Raw genomic sequence first — 20,929 nt, 5'->3', positions numbered from 1 at the left:
GGACATCTTTAAAAATGTGGTTAGTTTTAAGATGTCCTTTCATATCAATTAGCTGCCGCAGAAATATCAAGGATTTTGTATGTCTTTTCTTCTTCATTTACTGTAAACGAAAGTGTTTCCCCTACCTTGTGGTTTAACAGGTTCGTACCGAGCGGCGACATATATGAGATTACGCCGTTTTCAGGATCCGACTCCCACGGACCGAGGATGGTATAGGTCTCTTTTTCGCTGTTGCCGGGTTTCTCCAATACAACAATGGTGCCGAAACCGACCCGTGTTGTGGTAATGGTTGTAGGATCAAACACTTGAGCACGTTCAAGCTCTTCCTGCAAGCGGCTTACCGTATTGTTAAGTCTATTCTGCTCCTCTTTTGCAGCCTTGTATTCGGAGTTTTCACGCAAGTCGCCCAAGGAGAGTGCAAACCCGACTTCTTTCGAGTTACGCGGTATTTCAACTTCAATAAGCCGCTGGAGTTCTTTTTTCTTTTCCTCAAGCATTTTGGATGTTACGATTAAACCGCGTCCCGTAACCGTTTTTTCCACTTCGTCGAAGAACTTAAAGTTCTTGTATTTTTCAAGGATACGGTTACGCAGCTGCATTTTAATCGGCGGATCCAAGTCCTTAATATCGCTGACGAGTGTATAGAGTCTTGTAACGGCATCTTCATCGTGGTCGAGGATAAAGTTTTCGAGCAAGGCATCTTTACCAAAGAGAATCGTATGTACCTGCTTGTTGATTTTCCGATTTTCAGTTGTATTCCGTCGGCTTGCAATCTCCCGATACGTTATGTCGAGGATGTGAATAAGAACAATAATCTCGTGTTCATAGTCGATATTCAAGTCTTTAAACCATTGTTCTTCCTGAGCATTTTTGAAGAACCAAATAACCGCTTCACGGTATTCTTTATAGTCTTTGAAGCACGTCAGAACCAACTCTTTTACCTTTTCGGGGTATTCTTCAAGGAGCGGATTGAGTACTTCTGCAGAAAGTACCACGGGAAATAGGCGGACATATTGATCGCTCCAATCCGGAACAAGGTTCTTGATGTTGCGGAGATATGCACTTCGGAGTTCTTTATTTTCTATGCCGCGATATATGGCAGCAGGGTTCTCTATCTGCGCGAATAATTCCGCGAAATTATGATGTTGTGTTACGCTCAGGTGCGGCAGCGCTGCAGTGAGTTTTGACATAACTAAATAGGCTGCAATCACTTGTTCATTCACTTGACTAAAGGCTTTGAGGAAGGCATCAAAGTAATTGATCATATCCTGAAAGCTGTCTGAGTCCGTATCACCGCTTTCCATAACATTAAAGATGATTTCAACCCGCTCAAAGAAGTTTTTCTGCGCTTTAAATTCGTTCGAAAGCTTTTCTTCAAGCGAAATCGGACGAGTGTGTACAGTGTAGAAATCGATATTGGTAGGATTTATACCGAATTCGGGATTTTCTTTAACGACTTTTCGTGCCTTGGTGCTCCACGTTGTCCATTCTTTGTCGGTTAGCAGCGAGGGAACCAGCTCATGCTTAATCCGCTTAAAATCACAGTTGTTATCAAAACTGCGGATAATGGTCTTTAGCGCCCATTCGGGATTTGTTTTCACCTTCGCAGCGAGTTCATTGCGCTTCATAATCGATTTTAATACCCAGATATGATCTTTATCCAGTGTTTGAAGAGCGGTGATGCCCATTTTAAGGCTCATTGTGTGTCCGCGCTTCTTTGCAAAGTCTATAACCAATTCATCGTTATTAACTTTTGCAATACGTCCGACACCCCATGTCCGGTGGAATACAAAACAGCCTTCATCAAAAGAAATATGCTTTTCAAAATCATCGATAGCTTCAAAAACATTCCGCCAACTCTGTGTTAGATTTGACACTTTTATATATTCTTCAAGCTGACTGTGCGATGCATATTTTTCTCTAAAGCATTCGACAATTTCCTTTCGAGCCCAGTTATCTTTATCGTCGCTGGTGAGCACCAGTTTTAAAATATCGATAGCGGTATTCCAATCTTTTTCTTTTTTATAATAATCATACAAATCCTGCATGAGCGCAGCGCCCCGTTCCGCACCGAGATGATCCGCTATTTTCCGTTGTACATGATAGAAAAAGTCGATTTCTTGCGGTACCAACTCCACCAAACGTGCCCATACTTCTTTTACGGCAGTGTATGAATGCCGGTTGATATAGCGGTACAGGGCTTTTTTATAATATTCAACGGCTTTTTCCGTATCGCCCATTTGCTGATACCGCTCGGCAAGTTGTTTCGGAATATCCGCTTCTTCATAGTCGATACGGACAAGCCGCTCCCAAATATCATAGATATCTTCATTGCCGGATTCTTTGTAGCAGTTTGCCAACGTTCGAAGCGCAAATTTTGAGTCCCCAAATTCAAGTACCCGCCGGCAAAGGTATTCAACGATCTGCATCCGATGGTTGTCGATAAAAATGGTTACCAGCGTTATGAGCGAAGAGTCATCGAGCAACTGCTTGGAAAGTGCAATAATACTCGAAATATACAATGCTGTAATACTTGTTTTGTTATGAGAGAGATGCTCATCGGATAGTTCTTTTAGTTCATCCAAATGATGATTTCGTTTTGCGTCTTCAATCAGCGTGTCAAGTTCTTTAAAATTGTTAATGGAATAATTTGTAATGGCAGCACGTGTCCATTTTTCCTCATTAAATATATCGCGGACATTCTTTTCTAATACATCTGACATATTCACCTCACTGTGTCATTACCGTATATAGCGGTCATAGATTTTCTCGTCGAGCAGTTTAATTCTTAGAAGAATCTCATCTATTTTGGTCTTTTCGACAGTGCCATTCATATAATGGTCTATAAGCCAAAAATAGTAATTAATTAAACGAGGGACTAGAAGTTTTTTGTTTTTTACGTCTTTCTGCCTCAGCTCATTTTCAAGCATATAGATAGACTGCTTCAGCTTCCCCAGTTCCAAGGCTTTCAGTTCACGTTTTACATTGAGTACGCCATCAAGCGTACCGTAAACAGGAAGCCATTCCAACAACTCCTCTCCTGTAAAACCAATGGTTGCGACTTTAGTAACGAGCGCGTTGATAATTTCAGATTCAAGAAAGCATAACTCTATTTCTGAAGCATTTTTAAAGAGTGCTTCCCGGAAAAAAATCTTCGCAAGCCGTACTTCGCCGCTTAAAGCATAAGCATCAGCAAGTTCCGCCGGAATAGCTGATGAATTGGTGTTCAGATCGGCTGCATATCGTAAACAGCTGATCGCCGTTTCATAATCTCCAAGGGCTTTATAACAAAGTCCTGTTTTCCGATATATTTCTGCCGTATTATGTACCGGTTCAGTTCCGTTTAGGAGCGAGCGGTACAACCGTAACGCAATTGTAAACACACTGCACTTGAGCGCATAGATAATCGGCTCGTTAAAGTCTCCCTTATCCTTTATGTAATCGAGAAAGGGTTTCCATTGAGAAATAATATACTCACCACGCAAGAAATCATCGGCTAATGCTTGTGAATAACGCACCCGATCAAGCCAGAAACTAACCCCTTTTAGTGTGTACATCACTTGAGGGTTTTCTAAGTCCTGTTCAAGCAGCCGTCCAAGACTGATATGCGCTTGCTCAAGGTCTCCTTGCTTAAGAAAGACAAGAGCGGGCTGCAATATGGTTTGAACAGAACGATCTATCATAGTTCCATATCATTATACTGATAACCGTGCTTTAGTCAATTGACCTGTTTTAAGAAATTTGTTATTATCTGCCTTCATTTTTGGTGATTTATAAGAAATGTCCCATTTCTGAAATAACCGCTGCTGTCAGCTGAGCCGCCTTATTGCCGTCAATCCATTCTATTTCGATGCCGTTCCGTGCCATGCGCCGGAACCATGTTTCCTGCCGCTTTGCAAATTGCCCGATTGCCCGATAGAGCTGCTCGATATAGGCTTCTTTACTTTCGATTTTTCCCTGTAGATACTGCGCGGTAAAGCGATATTCCAGTCCGAGGCTTTCGAGCCGCTCCCATGAATAGCCCTGCGCATGTATTTGTTCGGTTTCTTCTATCATACCGGCATCGATGCGGGCAATGAGGCGGCGGCGGATTCGTTCGCGTAGCACACTGCGCTCAAGCGAGATACCGTAGATTTTCGGCTTGATGGACGGCGCCGCATGCAGATGCGCGGCGGCGGATTCGGGATGCTCCTGCCGGTAACGGGCAATTTCGATAGCGCGGACAAGGCGGTCGGGCTGCTCGAGGTCGGTTTTATTGTGGATATCCGGCTTGAGCGCTATGAGTATATCTTGCAGTTCCTGCAGTGTCTTTGTTGCCAACACTTCGCGCAATGCGGGGTCTTCGGGCACGGGGATCAGCTCATAGCCGCGGAGGATAGCATCAAGGTACAGTCCGGTGCCGCCTGCGATAATCGGCAAGCTGCCTTTTTCAACAAGCTGCGGAAAGATGCGGTATACTTCCTGCTGAAAGTGAAAGACCGTAAATTCGCGGTTTAAATCGCAGACGTCGATAAGGTGATAGGGGATGCTGCCGTATTCGTGCAAATCCTTCCCCGTGCCCAAATCGAGCCCGCGGTATACTTGCCGGGAATCGGCAGAGATGATTTCGCCGCCTTTTGCTTGCGCAAGTTTTACGGCAAGCGCCGTTTTTCCCGTTGCCGTAGCGCCTAATACGACGGCGCAATTATAGTGCGGCATTAGCGTTATCTTATTCATTATTACGCAGGGCGGATGAGTTTTGCGCTTCCATGCGCTTGGCTTCTTCCCAAAAGCCGTCCATCAGGGCTAGGGTGTCGTGGGAGCAGGGAATACCGGATTCCGCCATGCGTTTTTCGACAAAGCGGAAGCGGCGCTCAAACTTTGCATTGGTACGGCTGAGCGCAACTGCGGGGTCGATATGCAAATGCCGCGCGGTGTTCACCAAGCTGAAAAGGAGATCGCCGAATTCCGCTTCCGCTTCTTCATGCGTGCCGTGTGCAAGCGCGTTCGTAAATTCCGCAAGTTCTTCTTCTGTTTTTTTCTGCGGTCCGTCTGCCGTATCCCAGTCAAAGCCTTTCTTTGCCGCCCGTTTTTGTAGTTTGTACGCACGGGTGAGCGGCGGAAAGGTTTTCGGAATAGAATCCAATGCGGAGGCGCTTGCACGGCCTTCTACGGTATCTTTGATGGTATCCCATTGCGCAAGCACTTTTTCCGCCGTAACCGGCTTTTTTGCATCGTCGGGATCGGGAAAGCCTGCGGTTTGCCCGAATACGTGGGGATGCCGCCTTATCAGTTTTTCGTTCAGCTCGCCGATTATCTTTGCGACGGAAAAAGCTCCCTCCTGCTCAAACATATACGCAATCATCACAATGTTTAAAAGTACATCGCCGAGTTCTTCCGCCGCATGGACGGACTTTGAGCTGTCCGCCGAGGCTTCTTCCAGTGCTTCAATCGTTTCATACGTTTCTTCAAGGAGCGTTGCCCGCAGCGTCATCGGAGTTTGCTCGATATCCCACGGACAGCCGCCCGGCGCCCGTAGCCGTTTAATGGTAGTAAAAAGCGCTGCAAAAGCTTCGGCTGCTGCTGCTGTTTCCGGCTGTGCCGCTATCGCCGCAGTATGAATGGCTGAGTCTTGTTCGTTTTTGTCGGTATTGTTGTGTGAGGTCATAAGTTCTCCTGTTGTTTTGCCGGAATCATATCCTTCAATAGCTGTTCCAATGTCGGTTTGATACAAAAGCTCTCTTTGATGCGGCGGTATTGCCGGAGCGCTGTTTCTTTCAGCCGTTCCGCTTGGCCGACGCTTTGTGTTTTTTTTACCGCATGGATCAGGATATTTTTAGGGGTATGTTCCGTTTCGATAAATTCCATAATCTGCACGGTGTACCCGCAGGCTTGTAGAAGGAGCGCCCGCACGGTGTCGGTTAAAAGCGACGCAAACCGCTCGGTAATAATACCGTGCTCCATAAAGGGGAGCAGCAAGTGATCTTCCGTGCGGAAGGCTTCTTTTCGGGTTTTAAGCTGGGCATACAGTTCATGCTGGCAGCACGGAACGGCAAAGATGATCGGTACCTGTGCGCGGACAGCTTGAGCAAGCGCCAAATCGGTTGCCGTATCGCAGGCATGGAGGCATACCATCATTCCGGTACCGTCCGGCAACGGATGGTCGCCGATGTTCCCTTCGGCAAAGTCCAAATCCATGTAGCCGCACCGTTCCGCCAGCGCGGAGCAGTGTTCGATAACTTCGGTCTTTAAATCCAACCCGTGAATCCGTACCGGAAGCTCTTGCCGTTCATGCAGATAATAGTAGAGCGCAAAGCTCAAATAGGCCTTACCGCAGCCGAAATCGGTAATGGAAAAAGGCTTGCCGGAACGGGTAACCGTATCCCGTATAAAGGGTTCGACCCCGGCGATAAATTCGAGGAATTTATTGATCTGCCGAAACTTATGGTATTTTTGCTTTAAGACGACGCCTTCCGCATTCATCACCCCCTGTTCAATTAAGAATGTGAGCGGTGTTCCTTCGGGAATAAGATACTTCTTTATCTTATTGTGCCCGCCGCAGTTGTTTTCCGTTAGCGGAGCGGAGTAAGGAAGCCGCTTGGTAAGGGCGATGATTCCCTTGTTGTTTTGCAAAAAAAAGAGCTGTTCTTTTTGCCCGCGGCATTCCACAGCCTTAAAGCGGGTAAAACATTCCGCGATTGCGCCGGATACCGCCTCCGGTTCAATCGTTTTCTGAAATGCTTGCTTGTTTTTGACGGTTTCCAGCTGATACACGGCTTTCCCTTTTACCGTGATAAGCCGAATGCGCGCCTTTGTTTCGTCGATTCCCTTGCACGGGCGGGAAAATGAAAGCTGTATAATAGAAGTATTCAGGCATTCTTGCGCCGCCTGATCGGGGGTATAGATGGTACTCATAGATGGTGAGGCATTGTATCAAAAAGTATGGACTAAAACAACAAATCGAGCAACGGACACACACATTGATGCGTTTACCATACCCTTTTGTGCGAAATTTTGGATAAATTTTCGCACATTTTTTTTGGCAGACGGGTAAACGCATCAGGCAGAGTAGATAAAAAGCGCAGAAGCATTGAGGCTGTGAGACCATTTGAACCGCGAAGTGGTTCAACTCTGGTTGAACAGCCGCTATTATTCTGCGGGAAACACGAACATTGTACTTCCTTGTACAATGTTCGTATCAAGTTTTTCTAACAAAAAACTTGCTGCTGATTAGTGTCACCGCCGTCCGTGGCGGATATGAAAAAACGGCCTAATGCGTTTACCCTGTGTGCGAAGTCTAGGACAAGAGCCGGAAAATCTGTTATAATCTGCTATGCGGTTGCATCTTGATTGCGGAAAAGGGCAGATAATAAAAACCGATTTACCGGCTTTTATCATGGGAATTGTTAACGCAACGCCCGATTCGTTTTATGAACCGAGCCGTTCGGTAAGCGTGGAAAAAGGCTTGGAGCGGGTATTGGCATTGGAAGCAGAAGGCGCCGATATTATCGATATCGGCGGGGAATCGACCCGTCCCGGTTCTTCCTATATCAGCGAGGAAGAAGAACTCGAGCGGGTTATCCCCTTAATCGAGGCTGTCCGGAGGCACAGCGCTATTCCCATATCCGTAGATACACGGAAAGCGGCGGTTATGAAGGCTGCTTTTAAGGCAGGCGCAACGCTGTGTAACGATATTTCTGCTTTAACCGACGATCCTGCACTCGGTACGCTGATTGCAGGCGAAGGCGGTGCGGTGGTTCTTATGCATAAACAAGGAACGCCGCCGACAATGCAGCAGCGTATTCCGCAGTATGGAAATGTAGTAACGGAAGTACGGGATTATCTTGAAGAACGGATTGAGTATGCTCTAAACTGCGGCATAGCGCGAGAGCGTATCATTATCGACTACGGTATCGGCTTTGGGAAGACGGTTGAAGATAATTACCGGCTGGTTGCGGCCAGCGCCCGCTTTACCGGCTTGGGCTATCCGCTGTTAGCAGGTCTTTCGCGGAAGTCGTTTATCGGAGCCGTTACCGGCGGTTCTCCCGAACAACGGCTTTCCGGAACGCTTGCCGCAACGATGTATGCAGTACAGCAAGGCGCATCGATCGTACGGGTTCACGATGTTGCGGAAACGCGGGAACTATTATTGGTGTTAAAGGAATTGCAAAAATATGGAACTACTTAGGGATATGCTGTCGTTCTACCTCACCTATATCGGGCCGGTTTTGGACATACTTCTCCTTGCGTTTCTGATGTATAAATCATATCAGATACTGATTAAAACGCAGGCAGCGCAGCTTGGTAAGGGTGCATTGTTGATGCTTCTCATCTATGCGGTTGCATTCTTACTACACCTGACGACACTGCTTTGGATATTGAATACGCTTGCGACCGGGGTTGTCATCGGCGCTGCGATTATCTTTCAGCCTGAACTGCGGAGAATGTTCTTGACGATGGGGCAGAACGATTGGTTCAGACGCTCCCGCTCCCAACACAGCCATATCGATTATGTATTAACTGCTGCCGAGCGCCTTTCTGCAGAGCGCCGCGGGATGCTGGTTATCTTCTTGAGGCAGAATAACTTAAAAGAGATTATCGAAAATCCGTCCGCAACCCGAATCAATGCGGAAATCAGCTCGAATCTTCTCGTTACTATTTTTGAATTTGATACTCCACTGCATGACGGCGCGGTTGTTATCGATAACGGGCGGGTTATCGCGGCGGGCTGTTATCTACCACTCACCAAACAGGAAGATATCAACAAGAGCTTCGGGACACGGCACCGTGCAGCGCTCGGTATTGCCGAAGAAACTGATGCGGTTGTGCTTATCGTGTCCGAAGAATCGGGAGCGATCAGCCTCGCGTACGATTCAAAACTGTATTACGACCTTACAACGGACAATATTGAATCGGAGCTGACTTATCTGCTCAAGGTCAAGTCAAAAACTCAAACTACCGAGAAATCCGAAGGAAGCGCTTCATGAACATAAAACAAATACTGCTCCGGCTTACCGAAAATTGGCCGGTTAAAATTATCTGTCTTGTCTTTGCTGTTTTCCTGTCGGAGTTTTATCGCGGAGCTTTATTGGATAAGCGATACCTCATTGTACCGCTTACAGTTGAAAATAGCGGCCCCCTTACACCGGCAGAACAATATCCCGCAAAGATAAAGGTTACCGTTTGGGGGGATGCGACCGGAATCGGTTCCATCAACGAGAAGGATATTTCTGCCTTTATCAATATATCGGATTTTCAAACCGAAGGAACATACCGAATACCTATCGAGACTCGGCTGCTTGGTACGGTAACGCCGCTTGGTAATGTGGAAATCAGCACAGAACCGTCAATTTTAACGCTTCGATTGGCGACAAGTATACGCAAACAGGTGCCTGTTATGCTTTCTTTAAAAGGGATTCCCGCCGATGGATATGAAGTAACCGAAAGTTCGCTGGAACCGGCGGCTGTTGAAATTGAAGGCCCTGCCGAACTCGTTGAAAAAATCAACGAACTCGTGACTGAGCCGCTTTCGATAGAAGCGCGTACAAACGGCTTTTCGGGAACCGCTTCCATCATCAATAACAATCCTCTGATTTCTATTGTCGGCAAGGCTCAAGTGCAGTCCACCGTTAAAATCAATGAAACAACTATCCAAAAAAAGTTTGATAATATTCCCATTTATTTTGAAAAGCAGCATAAGGAGCTGTCGATAACCTCCGATACAAAAACCGGCAGCTTGGAAGTACAAGGGCCAAAAAAACTGCTGGAAACATGGAGTCCTTCCGAAAATATATTAACGGTATCATGCGAAAGCATTACCGAGGGAGGGGTGTATACGCTGCCCGTTGTGCCGGTGTTATCGGCAGAGTATTCAAAGTTGCAGATACTGCAAGTGAATCCTAAATCGGTGCAGGTAACGGTGGAGTTTACAGAAGTATCGGAAGATGATGAGATGCACAGATGATTGTCGGGTTCGGAATAGATGCTGTTGATATAAGCCGGATACGGCGGTGGATGGAGTATGAGGGACTGCTTGCTCGCTTTTTTCATCCGCAAGAATTGATGGAGACCAAAAGCAGAGGCTCGGCTGCCGCATATTCTTTGGCAGCCCGCTTTGCTGCAAAAGAAGCGTATGGAAAAGCGCTTGGCAGCGGATTGAAGGGGATAACATTGAAAAATATCCTTGTTACTAATAATCCGAACGGGAAACCGGAGTTAATGCTCTTTGACGATGCAGCTATACCATTTGAGCGTATCCATGGTACTCATATTCATCTTTCGCTGACCCATGAAAGTAATATGGCTATTGCAGGTGTTATATTGGAAAGTTAATCGGATGCGGTAAAAAGTGAGGTTTTACCGGTAGCCGGTAGGGTTAAAAGGAGATCCATAGTATGAAACGTGAAGAAGATCAGCAAAGCAAAAAAGAAGTAGCTATTTCTTATTATTCCAAGGATCAGGTTGAATGCCCTGTATGCGGGGCAAAGTTTAAACGAGAAGAAATGTATTCCGGGGGTGGCCGCGTTATTGCCGGTGATTTAACGGAAGAATTACGCCGCTTATATGAACCGTCGGCAAAATACGGAGAGGTCTATCCGCTTATCTACAGCATGACTGTTTGCCCGCAGTGTTTGTACACGGGCTTTACACAAGATTTTAGAGTTATCGAAAAGCCGATTGCCGAAAAGCTGCTGGAAGCTATGAACGAACGCTATAGTGCGGTAAAAGGTCTTTTCGGGCACGTTGATTTTAATACTGCTAGAACGCTTCACGAAGGAGCCGCCTCCTATTATCTTGCTTTGCTCTGCTACGATCATTTCACTGCAAAGTATTCTCCTACTATTAAACAGGCAATATGTGCGATCCGTGCGGCATGGCTTTTTTCGACGCTCGGCGAAAAAGAACCGGAAGAGAACTACACGTATATTTCCAACCTTTTTTATCAAAAGGCATTGTTCTTGTATCGGCGTGCGCTTGAATTGGAGACCACCGGCAAAGAGATGATTGCAGGCTTAAAATCCTTCGGTCCCGATGTAGATAAAAACTACGGGTATGACGGTGTTATTTATTTGTGCGCCTTATTGGAATATCGGTACGGGCAGAGAAAAGATACCAAAACTCGGTTGAAACGGCTGGAAATGCATAAAATTGCGTTGGCAAAGATGTTCGGGCTCGGAAAATCTTCCAAAAGTAAGCCCGGCCCGATTTTGGAACATGCCCGCACCCTTTATGATACGCTGAAACGTGAATTAAACGAAACCGATGACGACGACTGATGCTGAGCCGACTGTTCTCCGGCGGAATATTCTGCTCCGTATTTCATACGACGGAACACGTTTCCATGGATGGCAAAAACAGTTGCAGCACGGAAAAGAATCATTCCGCACCGTACAGGGCGAAATTGAGCGGGCGCTGGCGCTGCTGCATAAACACCCCGTCGAGCTTTTCGGTTCGGGGAGAACCGATGCGGGAGTGCACGCCTGCGGGCAAGCTGCGCACTTTTTTACCGATATAGCGCGGATTAAACCGGATAGCTTTATTCCGGCGCTCAATTCCGCGTTGCCTAAGGATATACGGATTATGGAAGCGTTTCATGTTTCAGATAACCTGCACGCCCGTTTTAGCGCCCGATCCCGCACGTACCGGTACTTTATTCACTGCGGGAAAACAGCCTTTGCACATCAATTACCCTATTGCTGGCATATACGGCGCGAACCGGATATTAACCTACTCAATCGGATGGCAAGCGTTTTGTCGGGAGAATTGGATTGCACGACTTTTTCCGCTGCAGGGGATCAAAGTAAAAGCAAATTGCGCTATATTTATACGGCGCGGTTTTTTACCGATCGGGAATTTCTCGTGTTTGAAATTTCAGCAAATGCCTTTTTGTGGCGCATGGTACGCTCGATAACCGGAACTTTGCTGCATTATGAACAGCAGAACGGTACGAAAGAGGATTTTGAGGCTGTTCTCCGCTCAAAAGACCGCCGAAATGCAGGAGAAACCGCCCCTCCGCAGGGGCTTTTTTTATGGTCAATTGAGTATCCGCAGCAGTTACTCAGGGTAAACGAATCAGACGGCTTTTGAAATAGACGACGCATCTACTGCGCCGTAAGGATGCTCCTGTTCAACAGGCTATTTTCAAAAGTTCTTCCATTTTATATTATTTTATAGTATATTCATGTTTTATTGTTTTTAGATAGGAGAAATTAATTAGATAGGAGAAATATATGAAAAAACCATTAGTACCGATTACCTTGCTCTGCGGATACTTGGGCGCGGGCAAAACGACCTTGATGAATATGATCCTTGCGAACCAAAAGGGTTACAAGGTAGCAGTCATTGTCAACGATATCGGCGAAATCAACGTCGATGCCAGTCTGATAGAGAAGGACGCCAATATCACGGATAAAAGCAGCCTTGTGCCGCTTACCAACGGCTGTATCTGCTGTACGCTTAAAACCGACCTTGTAATGCAGATTGAAAACCTCATTGCGTCGGGAAAGTACGACTACCTTCTGATTGAATCGAGCGGCGTATGCGAGCCGATGCCGATTGCGCAGGCTATTGAAACAATCGAAAACGGCTACTTGGATAATGTCGTCAGCGTTGTCGATGCAAAGCGGCTGGTGGATGAGTTTTCCGACGGAGCGCAGCTGTTAAAAAAGGATATGGGAGAAGAAGATATAGAATCACTCCTCGTTCAGCAGATTGAGTTTTGCTCTACACTCATTATCAACAAAAAAGATTTGGTAACGGAAGATCAGATGAAAAAAGTGCGAGCGGTTGTTACTAAGCTCCAGCCCCATGTTAAGGTGATAGAGACAACGCGGTGTCAGGTGCCGCTCGAGGATTTGCTTGCGACAAAGCGGTTTGACTTTGAAAAAGTCTTTGAAAGTGCGGGCTGGGTCGCCGAACTGGAAAAACGTGCGGAAGAGTACGATGATGACGATGAAGAGTGCGATCATGACCACCATGATGACCATGAGCACTGCGACCACGACCATGACGAACACTGTGATCATGAGCATGAACATCACGAACATGGTCATCACGGACATGATGAGCATGGAGAACACGGACACGGGCATCACCACCACCATCATCACGAACATAAACATGAAGGCGCGGATGAGGATGAGTACGGTATCGGCTCTTTTGTGTACTACCGCCGCCGTCCGTTTAGCAGGGAAAAGCTTGAAAAATATGCAGGAGTATGGCCGCGTAATATAATCCGCTCCAAGGGCGTCGTCTGGTTCAGCGATGAGCAGGATATGGCATACGTCTTTGAAACTTCGGGACGGCAAATTCAAGCGGGGGCTTCCGGCAGATGGCTCGCAACCGCCTCTAAGCGCGAACAGGAAAAAATTCTCGCCCGAGAACCTCGGATGAGGGAAGAATGGGACGAAAAAGTCGGCGACCGGATGATTAAACTCTGCATTATCGGGCAAAAGCTTGATAAAAAGAAGATTTGTGCAGACTTGGATGCCCTACTCGATTAACAAAATGCTGGACAAAAACCGTTTTAAATAGGTGATATGAATGGAAGAACTAAAGGCAAGAGTTATCGGTCCTGCTGAAAACAAGATGGGCGTTATGCCGATTATGAAGCTCATCCTCAATATGTCGCTGCCGATGATGTTTTCGATGTTCATTATGGCGTTGTATAATATCGTCGACAGTATCTTTGTGGCAAAAATCAACGAGGATGCGTTGACAGCCGTATCGCTTGCCTTTCCCATCCAAAACCTGATGATTTCCTTTGCCGTAGGGACGGGTGTCGGCGTTAATGCGCTGCTGTCCAAACGGCTCGGTCAGCGGAATCAAGAGGATGTCAATAAAACCGCAATGAACGCCGTTTTTTTGGCGGCCTGTAACTTTATCGTCTTTTTTATTGCGGGGATTGTACTGGTACGCCCCTACCTTGCTTCTCAAGGAGTAGACGCCGGAATTGTTTCCTACGGGGAAGCGTATTTGGACATTGTGCTCCGTATGTCGTTTGCGCTCTTTTTCGGTATTACGTTCGACCGGCTGCTCCAATCAACGGGGCTTACGCTGTATACGATGTATTCACAGCTTTCCGGCGCCGTATTCAATGTGGTATTCGACCCGCTGCTGATATTCGGGATTGGGCCGTTCCCTAAAATGGGTATCCGGGGCGCGGCGCTCGCAACCGTATTGGGGCAGATACTCGGTCTTTGTGTTTCGGTTTTCTTTAACGTAACAAAAAACCGTGAAATTCAGTTTAAGCTTAAAAACCTGCTTCCCGAGCCGCGCATCGTTGCGGAAATTTATAAAGTCGGCGTGCCGTCTATCCTTCTCAGCTCTATAACATCGATTACCACCTACTTTCTCAACATCATCTTGAGCGCCTTTTCGAGCACTGCGATTGCGGTGTACGGCGTGTACTTTAAGCTGAACAGCTTTATCTTTATGCCGGTGTTCGGGTTGAACAACGGCATGGTGCCGATTATCGCGTACAATTACGGGGCACGGAACAGAAAGCGGATTACGGCGACGATACGGAACGGTCTTTTGCTTGCGATGGTGGTTATGCTATTCGGGCTGGTGCTTTTTGAATTGTTCCCTGCACAGCTTTTGGGGCTGTTCGATGCATCCCCCGCGATGCTCGCGATCGGTGTTCCTGCAATCCGCATCATCGCATGCAGCTTTCTCGGCGCAGCGCTCGGTATCACCTTTTCTTCGGTATTTCAAGCATTCGGCAACGCAGTCTACAGCATGATTGCGACCTTTGTACGCCAAATCGTCGCACTCCTTCCGGCGGCATATTTGCTTTCGCTGTCCGGCGATATCAATGCCATCTGGTGGTCGTACCTTATTGCCGAAGTTGTTTCCATCATCGCGTGCATCTTTTTTATGCATCGTATTTACAAAGAGAAGATCGAGCCGCTGCCGGTGTAAGTTCTATGTTAGTTTGTTGAGATATATCAGAGTAATTTTGAGAGATTCTCAGTTCTCTTAGATTGCGTGCAGCCGCAGCTGGCATCTTAGGCTAAAATCCTATAAAATCGTCCTATGGCACGCAGTAAGTACGGAACAACGCCGTGGGGCGCATGGTTTTTACGGATGATCGAAAGTTATGACGGCGACGGGCGGGTGTCGCGGGGGAAAAGTTACGCGAATACCGGTAAGGTAGATTCCCTCGTTATTACCGGCAATAAAGTTGCAGCCCGCGTCGCGGGGCATTACGACCCGTGGTACTATATTTCGCTCACCTTTCCCCCTATTTCCGAACCGAACCGTAAAAAATTGGAAAAAATCTTAACGGAGCATCCCGCCGACTTCATCGCATTGGGAAGCGGTACGATGACGGAACGCCTTGTAACGCTCTTTGAGGCAAAAGATATACGGTTTATTCCCCGCCGCTGGAGCCTTATCGAAAGCGATTGCTCCTGTCCCGACTCAGCCTCTCTGTGTAAACACATTGCCGCGGTGCTGTATATACTCGCAAAAGAAATCGACCACGATCCGCGGCTCCTCTTTCAGCTTGCGGGAATTGATCTTGCCGAACTGCGGAAAAAGATATTGCCCGTCGCACGGGAGATGTCCGCCGAACCGGCTCTAACCGTCGTACCGGAGCAGTGCGTAGCATCGGCGGATGATACTGCCCCTGTAGCGAATACGGCAATGGGTGTTACACCGACGGCAAGTACTGCAGCGTGTGAAACACCGAATGCTGATACGGTTGCCGTCGGTGGAATAACAGCCGGTCAAGTATCCGATACCGCGCTTGAAACACCGGCAACCGGTAATGCCTCAACTGCCGGAGCGCAAAGGAAAGCGAGGCAATCCGGCGCGGCGGGTACGGCGGCTAAAGCATCGTCTCTTCCGGTGCCGTCGGAATCTGAGTGCGAACATCCGGTGCCGTTATCCCTGCGCTGTGCGGATGAGCCTGCGCCGGACGTACCGGCGGAGCTTCCCCGCTTTCCGCTTGAAGAATCGTTTTTATCGCTGATTTCCGCGCTGCTTCCGCCGCTTACACCGTTTTATGATGATGACTTGGTGGCAGCCTTTAAAGAGCTATACCATAAACTGATTGTCCGGCAGAACAAAGAATTCGAGTTGACGCTTGAACAGCGGATTGCCGTTTTAATGAAATCCGGTACGGGCTGCGCCTCGGCGGCAGCGCTGTGCGGTTCAAGCCGCCTTTTGTACACGCCGGTTCGGCTCGATACGGCAAAATTGCCGAAGCAAAAAACGGCAGGTATTCCGGCTTTCCCCTTGCAGAAAGAAGCAGCGTTGCAGCTCCGCGTGCGGCTTCCGAACGGTACGGAGGCGGCGCTGACGCTCGTGCAAGCACTTCACCTCCTGCGCGGTGTTACGCCTGCCGCGGATTCTCCTGACGGCATGAAAGTAGTATATACGGTACTGACGCTCGGAGAGCGGCTCGTTGCCGAATCCGCACTGCTGCCGGCGGTATACCTCGATCCGGTAACGCGGAAACTGGCGATATTTTGGAAGCCGCTGACTTCGGCGCAGGCTGTTTCCGCTGCAATCGACCGCTGCGCTCTCTTTATTACCGAAGCATTTTTTCCGCAAGTTAAGAGCTGGGGCAGGCGGTACTGCGCCGAACTACTGCTGACGGCGTTCCTCACCGAATATGTACATACTGCCGGTTTTATGCCCGCCGGTATCCGCCAAGCGGAACAGGAAATTGCGGCTCTCTTTTTCCAAGGCGCGACTATCAACACGAAGGCGCCGGGTATGCGCCGTCTTCCCGCATCGATTACCCGCTGGCTTGCCGCGCTCTACTACGACAGCAACAGCCTCCGTTTTCGGCTCATTTTAGAGGAAGCGAAAAAATCCGACTTTCAAATTTCCGCCGAGGTTTGCCACAGCGAAGAAACGAACAACCGGTTCGTACCGTTTTCCCGTATCGCCGACTCCGTACAGCTGGAAAGCAAAACGGTGGAGTTCGCGATTGCGCTTTCCGCATATCTGCCGAAATTAACGGAGATGATCGGGCAAAAGTCGGTTCCGCTTACGCAGGAAGAGACGGCGGTGTTTTTACGGACGGCGGCGCCGCTCCTCTCCCGTTTTGGGATAGAGGTTGTACTGCCTAAGACGCTGCAGCGGGCGCTGAAACCGCGGGCGGTGTTCCAGCTGAAACGACAAAAAGGAGCCGGCGCCGTACAGTCGTACCTCAGCCTTGATAACCTGATGGATTATGACCGCAGCATTATGCTCGGCGATACCGTCATCAGCGCCAAGAAATTCCGCGCATTGATGAAGCAAAGCAGCGGTTTGGTGAAATTCAACGACCGCTACATCCTTGTCGATCCCGAACACACGGCGCGCCTTCTCGAAACCATGCAGCACGAAAGACCCGACATCAACGAGGTCATTCAAGGGACGCTGACCGGAGATACCGTCATGGCGGACGGCGCGCCGTTTTCCTATTCGCTCTTTCAGGAAACAAACGCCGCAGTGCCCCGCACATTGCAGGCGAGGCTCCGGCCGTATCAGGAAAAAGGGTTTCAGTGGCTCTATTCTACCATTAAAAGCGGTTTCGGCTGTCTGTTGGGTGATGATATGGGACTCGGTAAAACGCTGCAAGTTATCGCCCTCATTCTCAAATTAAAAGAACAGGGCTTTGAGCATAGCGGCATCCTTATCACGGCTCCGGCGAGTCTTTTACCGAACTGGGAACATGAGCTGCACACCTTTGCTCCGTCGCTTCGTTGTACAATCTTGCACGGACAGGGGCGGCGGTTTTCCGCGAAGTCTGACATTCACATTACGACATACCAGACCCTCCAGCGGGATGTAAAAAAACTTTCCGAAAAGACCTTTGACTGCCTGATTATCGATGAAGCGCAGGCGGTTAAAAATACACAGACCAAAAACGCCCAAGCGCTCAGGCTTGTGCAGGCACAGTCCCGCATCGCGATGACCGGTACGCCGGTTGAAAACAGCCTTGAGGATATGCGCGCCTTGTTCGATTTTATCATTCCGGGCTATCTCGGCTCTGCGGAAACCTTCCGTAAAAAATGGCGCATACCCATCGAGCTGCACGGCGATGCGGAGACTGCGGAATCATTCCAAAAGATTACCGCGCCGTTTTTACTCCGCCGCCTTAAAACCGACCCTGTCGTTATTTCCGACTTACCCGAAAAAGTGATTACGCCGCAATACTGTCGCCTGACACCGGAGCAAATCGCGCTGTACGAAAGCCTTGTTGAAACGCAGCTGAAAAGCGTGTTGAAGACCGAAGACGGGATTAAGCGGAATGCGTTGGTACTGAAACTGCTGACCGCCTTAAAGCAGGTGTGCAACCATCCCCATGTCTACGACGAAAGCTTTCAGACCGATGTAGGGCTTTCCGGAAAAACTGCGGCGCTGATGCAGCTGCTCGGCGAAATATTGGACGCCGGCGAAAAGACGCTGATTTTCAGCCAATACACGCAAACGCTCTTTTTATTGCGGAAGCTGATACAGGAGCAATTCGGAGATGAGCCGTTGCTGCTGCATGGACAGATGCCGCTTACCGCACGAAAGGCCGCAGTCGAATCGTTCCAAACCGATCCGGCGCAGCGCATCTTTCTTATTTCGCTCAAGGCAGGCGGCACCGGCTTAAACCTTACCGCCGCGACCCGCGTTATCCACTTTGACCTCTGGTACAACCCTGCGATAGAAGATCAGGCGACCGACCGCGCATTCCGAATCGGGCAGCACAACACCGTGTTTGTGTCCCGTTTTATCTGCGCCGGTACCTTTGAAGAAAAAATCGACGAGATGATTCAGAAGAAGCGGCATATCTCACAGATGACCTTGAGCGGCGGCGAATCGTGGATCGGCAAGATGAGCAACGCAGAACTTGCCGAGTTGTTTGAGTAACTTTGAGGCAGGGGACTAAGCCCTAGAGTTTCGGTAGAAAGTCTTTGTAAATACCGGGCGTAGAGCCGTCAATTAAAACGGCGCCGACGGTTTTTTGATAGAAGGCTTCGGGGCCTACTCCTCCGATAATGGCATACGCATACCCTTCGTTGCGTAAGGCATGGAGCGATGCGAGCAGCAGCGCTTTGCCGATTCCTTTCCCCTGTTCATCTTCCAATACCTTTGTAGGGCCGAAAAAGTCGGGCGCGGTTGCGTTATAGCACGCATATCCGAGTATGTTCTGCCCGCGGGTAGCGATAAAGCAACTCACCGGTATGCGGGAAAAGCAGGTATCGCATTCGCCTGCTGCGCTTAAAGTGGAATGTTCTTTTACCCATTCAACGATTCGGAACTTATCAGGCGTCATCGCGCGCCGGATATGCACATCGTATTTCCGCTGCAATTCTGCGTAAAGCTCTTCTGCCGGAGACAGCCGGAGCAAGTTTACCAACATATCAGCCATAGTTTTTACCTTTTACTTATTCAAGCACAACCTTTGGGATAGTAACGCTGAAATGCCCTTCCGGTTTGGCATTCGTTTTGAGCATCTCGGTGATACAGGATAGCACTGCGTTGCTGTATTCATAGGCAGCGAGGCCGCAGACGGTATCGGGCAGGCAGCCGAGGTCGTAGGGATTGCGTAGGGCAACGGCGATCATCGGTTTATGCAGACGTGCAAGGGCTTGGATCAATTTGAGCTGTCCCTGTTTTACGTGTCCATTGTAGCTCGCTGCGGCGATACCGGTAGCCGATTCCGCCTGCGCAACGATTCGCGCGATTTCCGCTTCGTCAGGGTCGATCGACGTATCAATACCGGTGCCGCCGAATGCGATTTGCATGGAGCGTGCAAAGCTGATTGAATTATCGACATCGTTCGACACATTGGTAACAATGAACGGCTGCGGACCGGCAAAAAACGGCTTATCCCCGAGGTTAGGAAATCCGCTTTCGGGGAGATGATAGCCCGTCAGCGTTTTGCGCCGAAGACTTGCAATGGTTTTCCGATATTCTTCCATCGTTTTTTCCGGCAGCGGCTGTGCGGGTTTGAATTGCTTTTTTAAGCCGATAATCTTTTCGGCTGCCTGTTCGATGGTCGTGAAGGAAATCTGCTTTTCTGCACAGGCGCGCGTTACCGTTTCGATGGCGGCGCAGGCAGTCGGTATGGTGTGGGAGATAAAAATCAGTTCGATACCTGCGTTGATTGCCGCCGCAGCGCTTTCCGCGGTGCCGAAGTACGTTTGCATCGCTTTCATTTCCATACAGTCGCTGATAACCAACCCGTTAAATCCGAGTTCTTCTTTTAATAAACCGGTTACGATTTTTTTTGAGATGGTCGCAGGGAATTGTTCATCGATGGCGGGAAAGAGAATATGCGAGATGGTAACTGCGGGAAGCTGCCCCGTTTTGATGACCTGCGCAAAAGGTGCTATTTCCGTTTGTTCCAGTTCAGCTCTTGATTTACGGACGGTCGGTAACGTGAGGTGCGAATCGACCGATGTATCGCCGTGCCCGGGAAAATGCTTTGCCGCACTGAGTACGCCGCCTGCGGTGAGTCCCCGTACCATCTGCAGCCCGTAGCGGCCGACAAGGGTAGGGTCATCTCCGTAGCTGCGTACCCCGATAACCGGATTATGCGGATTGGAATTGACGTCCAGCACAGGGCTTAAGTCAAAGTTTACGCCATGGGCATGGAGAATTTCCCCGGTGATTTTACCGGCGGTGTAGGCGTTCAGTTCATCGCCGGTTGCCGCCAGCGCCATTGCGCCGGGTACGTTATAGTAGTCTTCAGCAAGCCGTGAAACCGCTCCTCCTTCTTGGTCAATTGTGATAAAGGCAGGGTGTCCGGTTTCAGCGGTAATCAAGGTTTGTATGTCCGTGCAGAGCCTTTTCAGTTGTGCAAGGCTTGTAATATTATGCTTAAAGAGGATGACATTGCCGACCTTATATTTTTTTACCAATGCGATAAAGTCTTCCGGCATTTCCGTTCCCGGAAAACCGCAGGCAAACATCTGTCCGATATACTCGGTTAATATTGTGCTGTTCATAGCTGTTC

At 48.7% G+C, this 20,929-nt stretch carries 16 protein-coding genes; 9 read left to right on the top strand and 7 right to left on the bottom strand.

Going from position 1 to position 20,929, the window contains the following annotated elements:
- Positions 1-44: 44 nt before the first annotated feature.
- From greA to HGH47_RS10495, 5 genes are all read right to left on the bottom strand, one after another.
- On the bottom strand, positions 45-2,723 hold the full coding sequence (gene greA / locus HGH47_RS10515) for a transcription elongation factor GreA (RefSeq protein WP_212564646.1): 2,679 nt from the start codon (positions 2,721-2,723) through the stop codon (positions 45-47).
- Between the two features lie 18 nt (positions 2,724-2,741).
- Complete coding sequence (locus HGH47_RS10510; protein WP_212564647.1) at positions 2,742-3,683, bottom strand: tetratricopeptide repeat protein; 942 nt, start codon at positions 3,681-3,683, stop codon at positions 2,742-2,744.
- An 88-nt stretch (positions 3,684-3,771) separates the two neighbouring features.
- Positions 3,772-4,716, bottom strand: a complete 945-nt coding sequence (gene miaA, locus HGH47_RS10505; RefSeq protein ID WP_432912260.1) for a tRNA (adenosine(37)-N6)-dimethylallyltransferase MiaA — start codon at positions 4,714-4,716, stop codon at positions 3,772-3,774.
- Complete coding sequence (gene mazG / locus HGH47_RS10500; protein WP_432912257.1) at positions 4,709-5,647, bottom strand: nucleoside triphosphate pyrophosphohydrolase; 939 nt, start codon at positions 5,645-5,647, stop codon at positions 4,709-4,711. The genes miaA and mazG overlap by 8 nt, the downstream gene beginning before the upstream one ends.
- Positions 5,644-6,894 carry a class I SAM-dependent methyltransferase gene (locus tag HGH47_RS10495; RefSeq protein ID WP_432912254.1) on the bottom strand — a complete coding sequence of 417 codons (1,251 nt, stop codon included), beginning with the start codon at positions 6,892-6,894 and terminating at the stop codon, positions 5,644-5,646. The genes mazG and HGH47_RS10495 overlap by 4 nt, the downstream gene beginning before the upstream one ends.
- A 418-nt stretch (positions 6,895-7,312) precedes the next feature.
- Here HGH47_RS10495 and folP point away from each other — a divergent pair, with 418 nt between their 5' ends.
- The 9 genes from folP to HGH47_RS10450 all read left to right on the top strand — a co-directional run bounded on the left by folP (position 7,313) and on the right by HGH47_RS10450 (position 18,837).
- Positions 7,313-8,167: a dihydropteroate synthase gene (gene folP, locus HGH47_RS10490; RefSeq protein WP_432912251.1), complete on the top strand. Its 855-nt coding sequence runs from the start codon at positions 7,313-7,315 to the stop codon at positions 8,165-8,167.
- Positions 8,154-8,966, top strand: a complete 813-nt coding sequence (gene cdaA / locus HGH47_RS10485) for a diadenylate cyclase CdaA (protein WP_212564651.1) — start codon at positions 8,154-8,156, stop codon at positions 8,964-8,966. Before folP ends, cdaA begins: the two co-directional genes overlap by 14 nt.
- Positions 8,963-9,943 (top strand): CdaR family protein, encoded by a 981-nt coding sequence (locus HGH47_RS10480; protein WP_432912247.1) that lies wholly within the window; start codon positions 8,963-8,965, stop codon positions 9,941-9,943. The genes cdaA and HGH47_RS10480 overlap by 4 nt, the downstream gene beginning before the upstream one ends.
- A complete protein-coding gene (gene acpS / locus HGH47_RS10475; protein ID WP_212564653.1) occupies positions 9,940-10,311 on the top strand; it encodes a holo-ACP synthase in 372 nt (123 codons plus the stop codon). Before HGH47_RS10480 ends, acpS begins: the two co-directional genes overlap by 4 nt.
- Positions 10,312-10,373: 62 nt before the next feature.
- On the top strand, positions 10,374-11,255 hold the full coding sequence (locus HGH47_RS10470) for a DUF2225 domain-containing protein (protein WP_212564654.1): 882 nt from the start codon (positions 10,374-10,376) through the stop codon (positions 11,253-11,255).
- Entirely contained in the window at positions 11,242-12,066 is an 825-nt protein-coding gene (gene truA, locus HGH47_RS10465; protein WP_432912243.1) for a tRNA pseudouridine(38-40) synthase TruA, read from the top strand. Before HGH47_RS10470 ends, truA begins: the two co-directional genes overlap by 14 nt.
- 143 nt (positions 12,067-12,209) lie before the next feature.
- Positions 12,210-13,481, top strand: a complete 1,272-nt coding sequence (locus tag HGH47_RS10460; RefSeq protein WP_212564656.1) for a CobW family GTP-binding protein — start codon at positions 12,210-12,212, stop codon at positions 13,479-13,481.
- Positions 13,482-13,521: 40 nt separating this feature from the next.
- Positions 13,522-14,901 carry an MATE family efflux transporter gene (locus HGH47_RS10455; RefSeq protein WP_212564657.1) on the top strand — a complete coding sequence of 460 codons (1,380 nt, stop codon included), beginning with the start codon at positions 13,522-13,524 and terminating at the stop codon, positions 14,899-14,901.
- Between the two features lie 114 nt (positions 14,902-15,015).
- Positions 15,016-18,837 (top strand): DEAD/DEAH box helicase, encoded by a 3,822-nt coding sequence (locus HGH47_RS10450; protein ID WP_212564658.1) that lies wholly within the window; start codon positions 15,016-15,018, stop codon positions 18,835-18,837.
- Positions 18,838-18,859: 22 nt separating this feature from the next.
- On the opposite strand, the gene HGH47_RS10445 is transcribed toward HGH47_RS10450, so the two are convergent.
- Entirely contained in the window at positions 18,860-19,339 is a 480-nt protein-coding gene (locus HGH47_RS10445) for a GNAT family N-acetyltransferase (protein ID WP_212564659.1), read from the bottom strand.
- A gap of 16 nt (positions 19,340-19,355) precedes the next feature.
- Positions 19,356-20,921, bottom strand: a complete 1,566-nt coding sequence (locus tag HGH47_RS10440) for a glycoside hydrolase family 3 protein (RefSeq protein ID WP_212564660.1) — start codon at positions 20,919-20,921, stop codon at positions 19,356-19,358.
- Positions 20,922-20,929 lie beyond the last annotated feature (8 nt).

The sequence above is a fragment of the Treponema sp. OMZ 805 genome (assembly GCF_050937395.1).
GTDB lineage: Bacteria > Spirochaetota > Spirochaetia > Treponematales > Treponemataceae > Treponema.
Note: the sequence above shows the minus strand (reverse complement) of the source record. Positions and strands in the feature narration are given on the sequence as shown.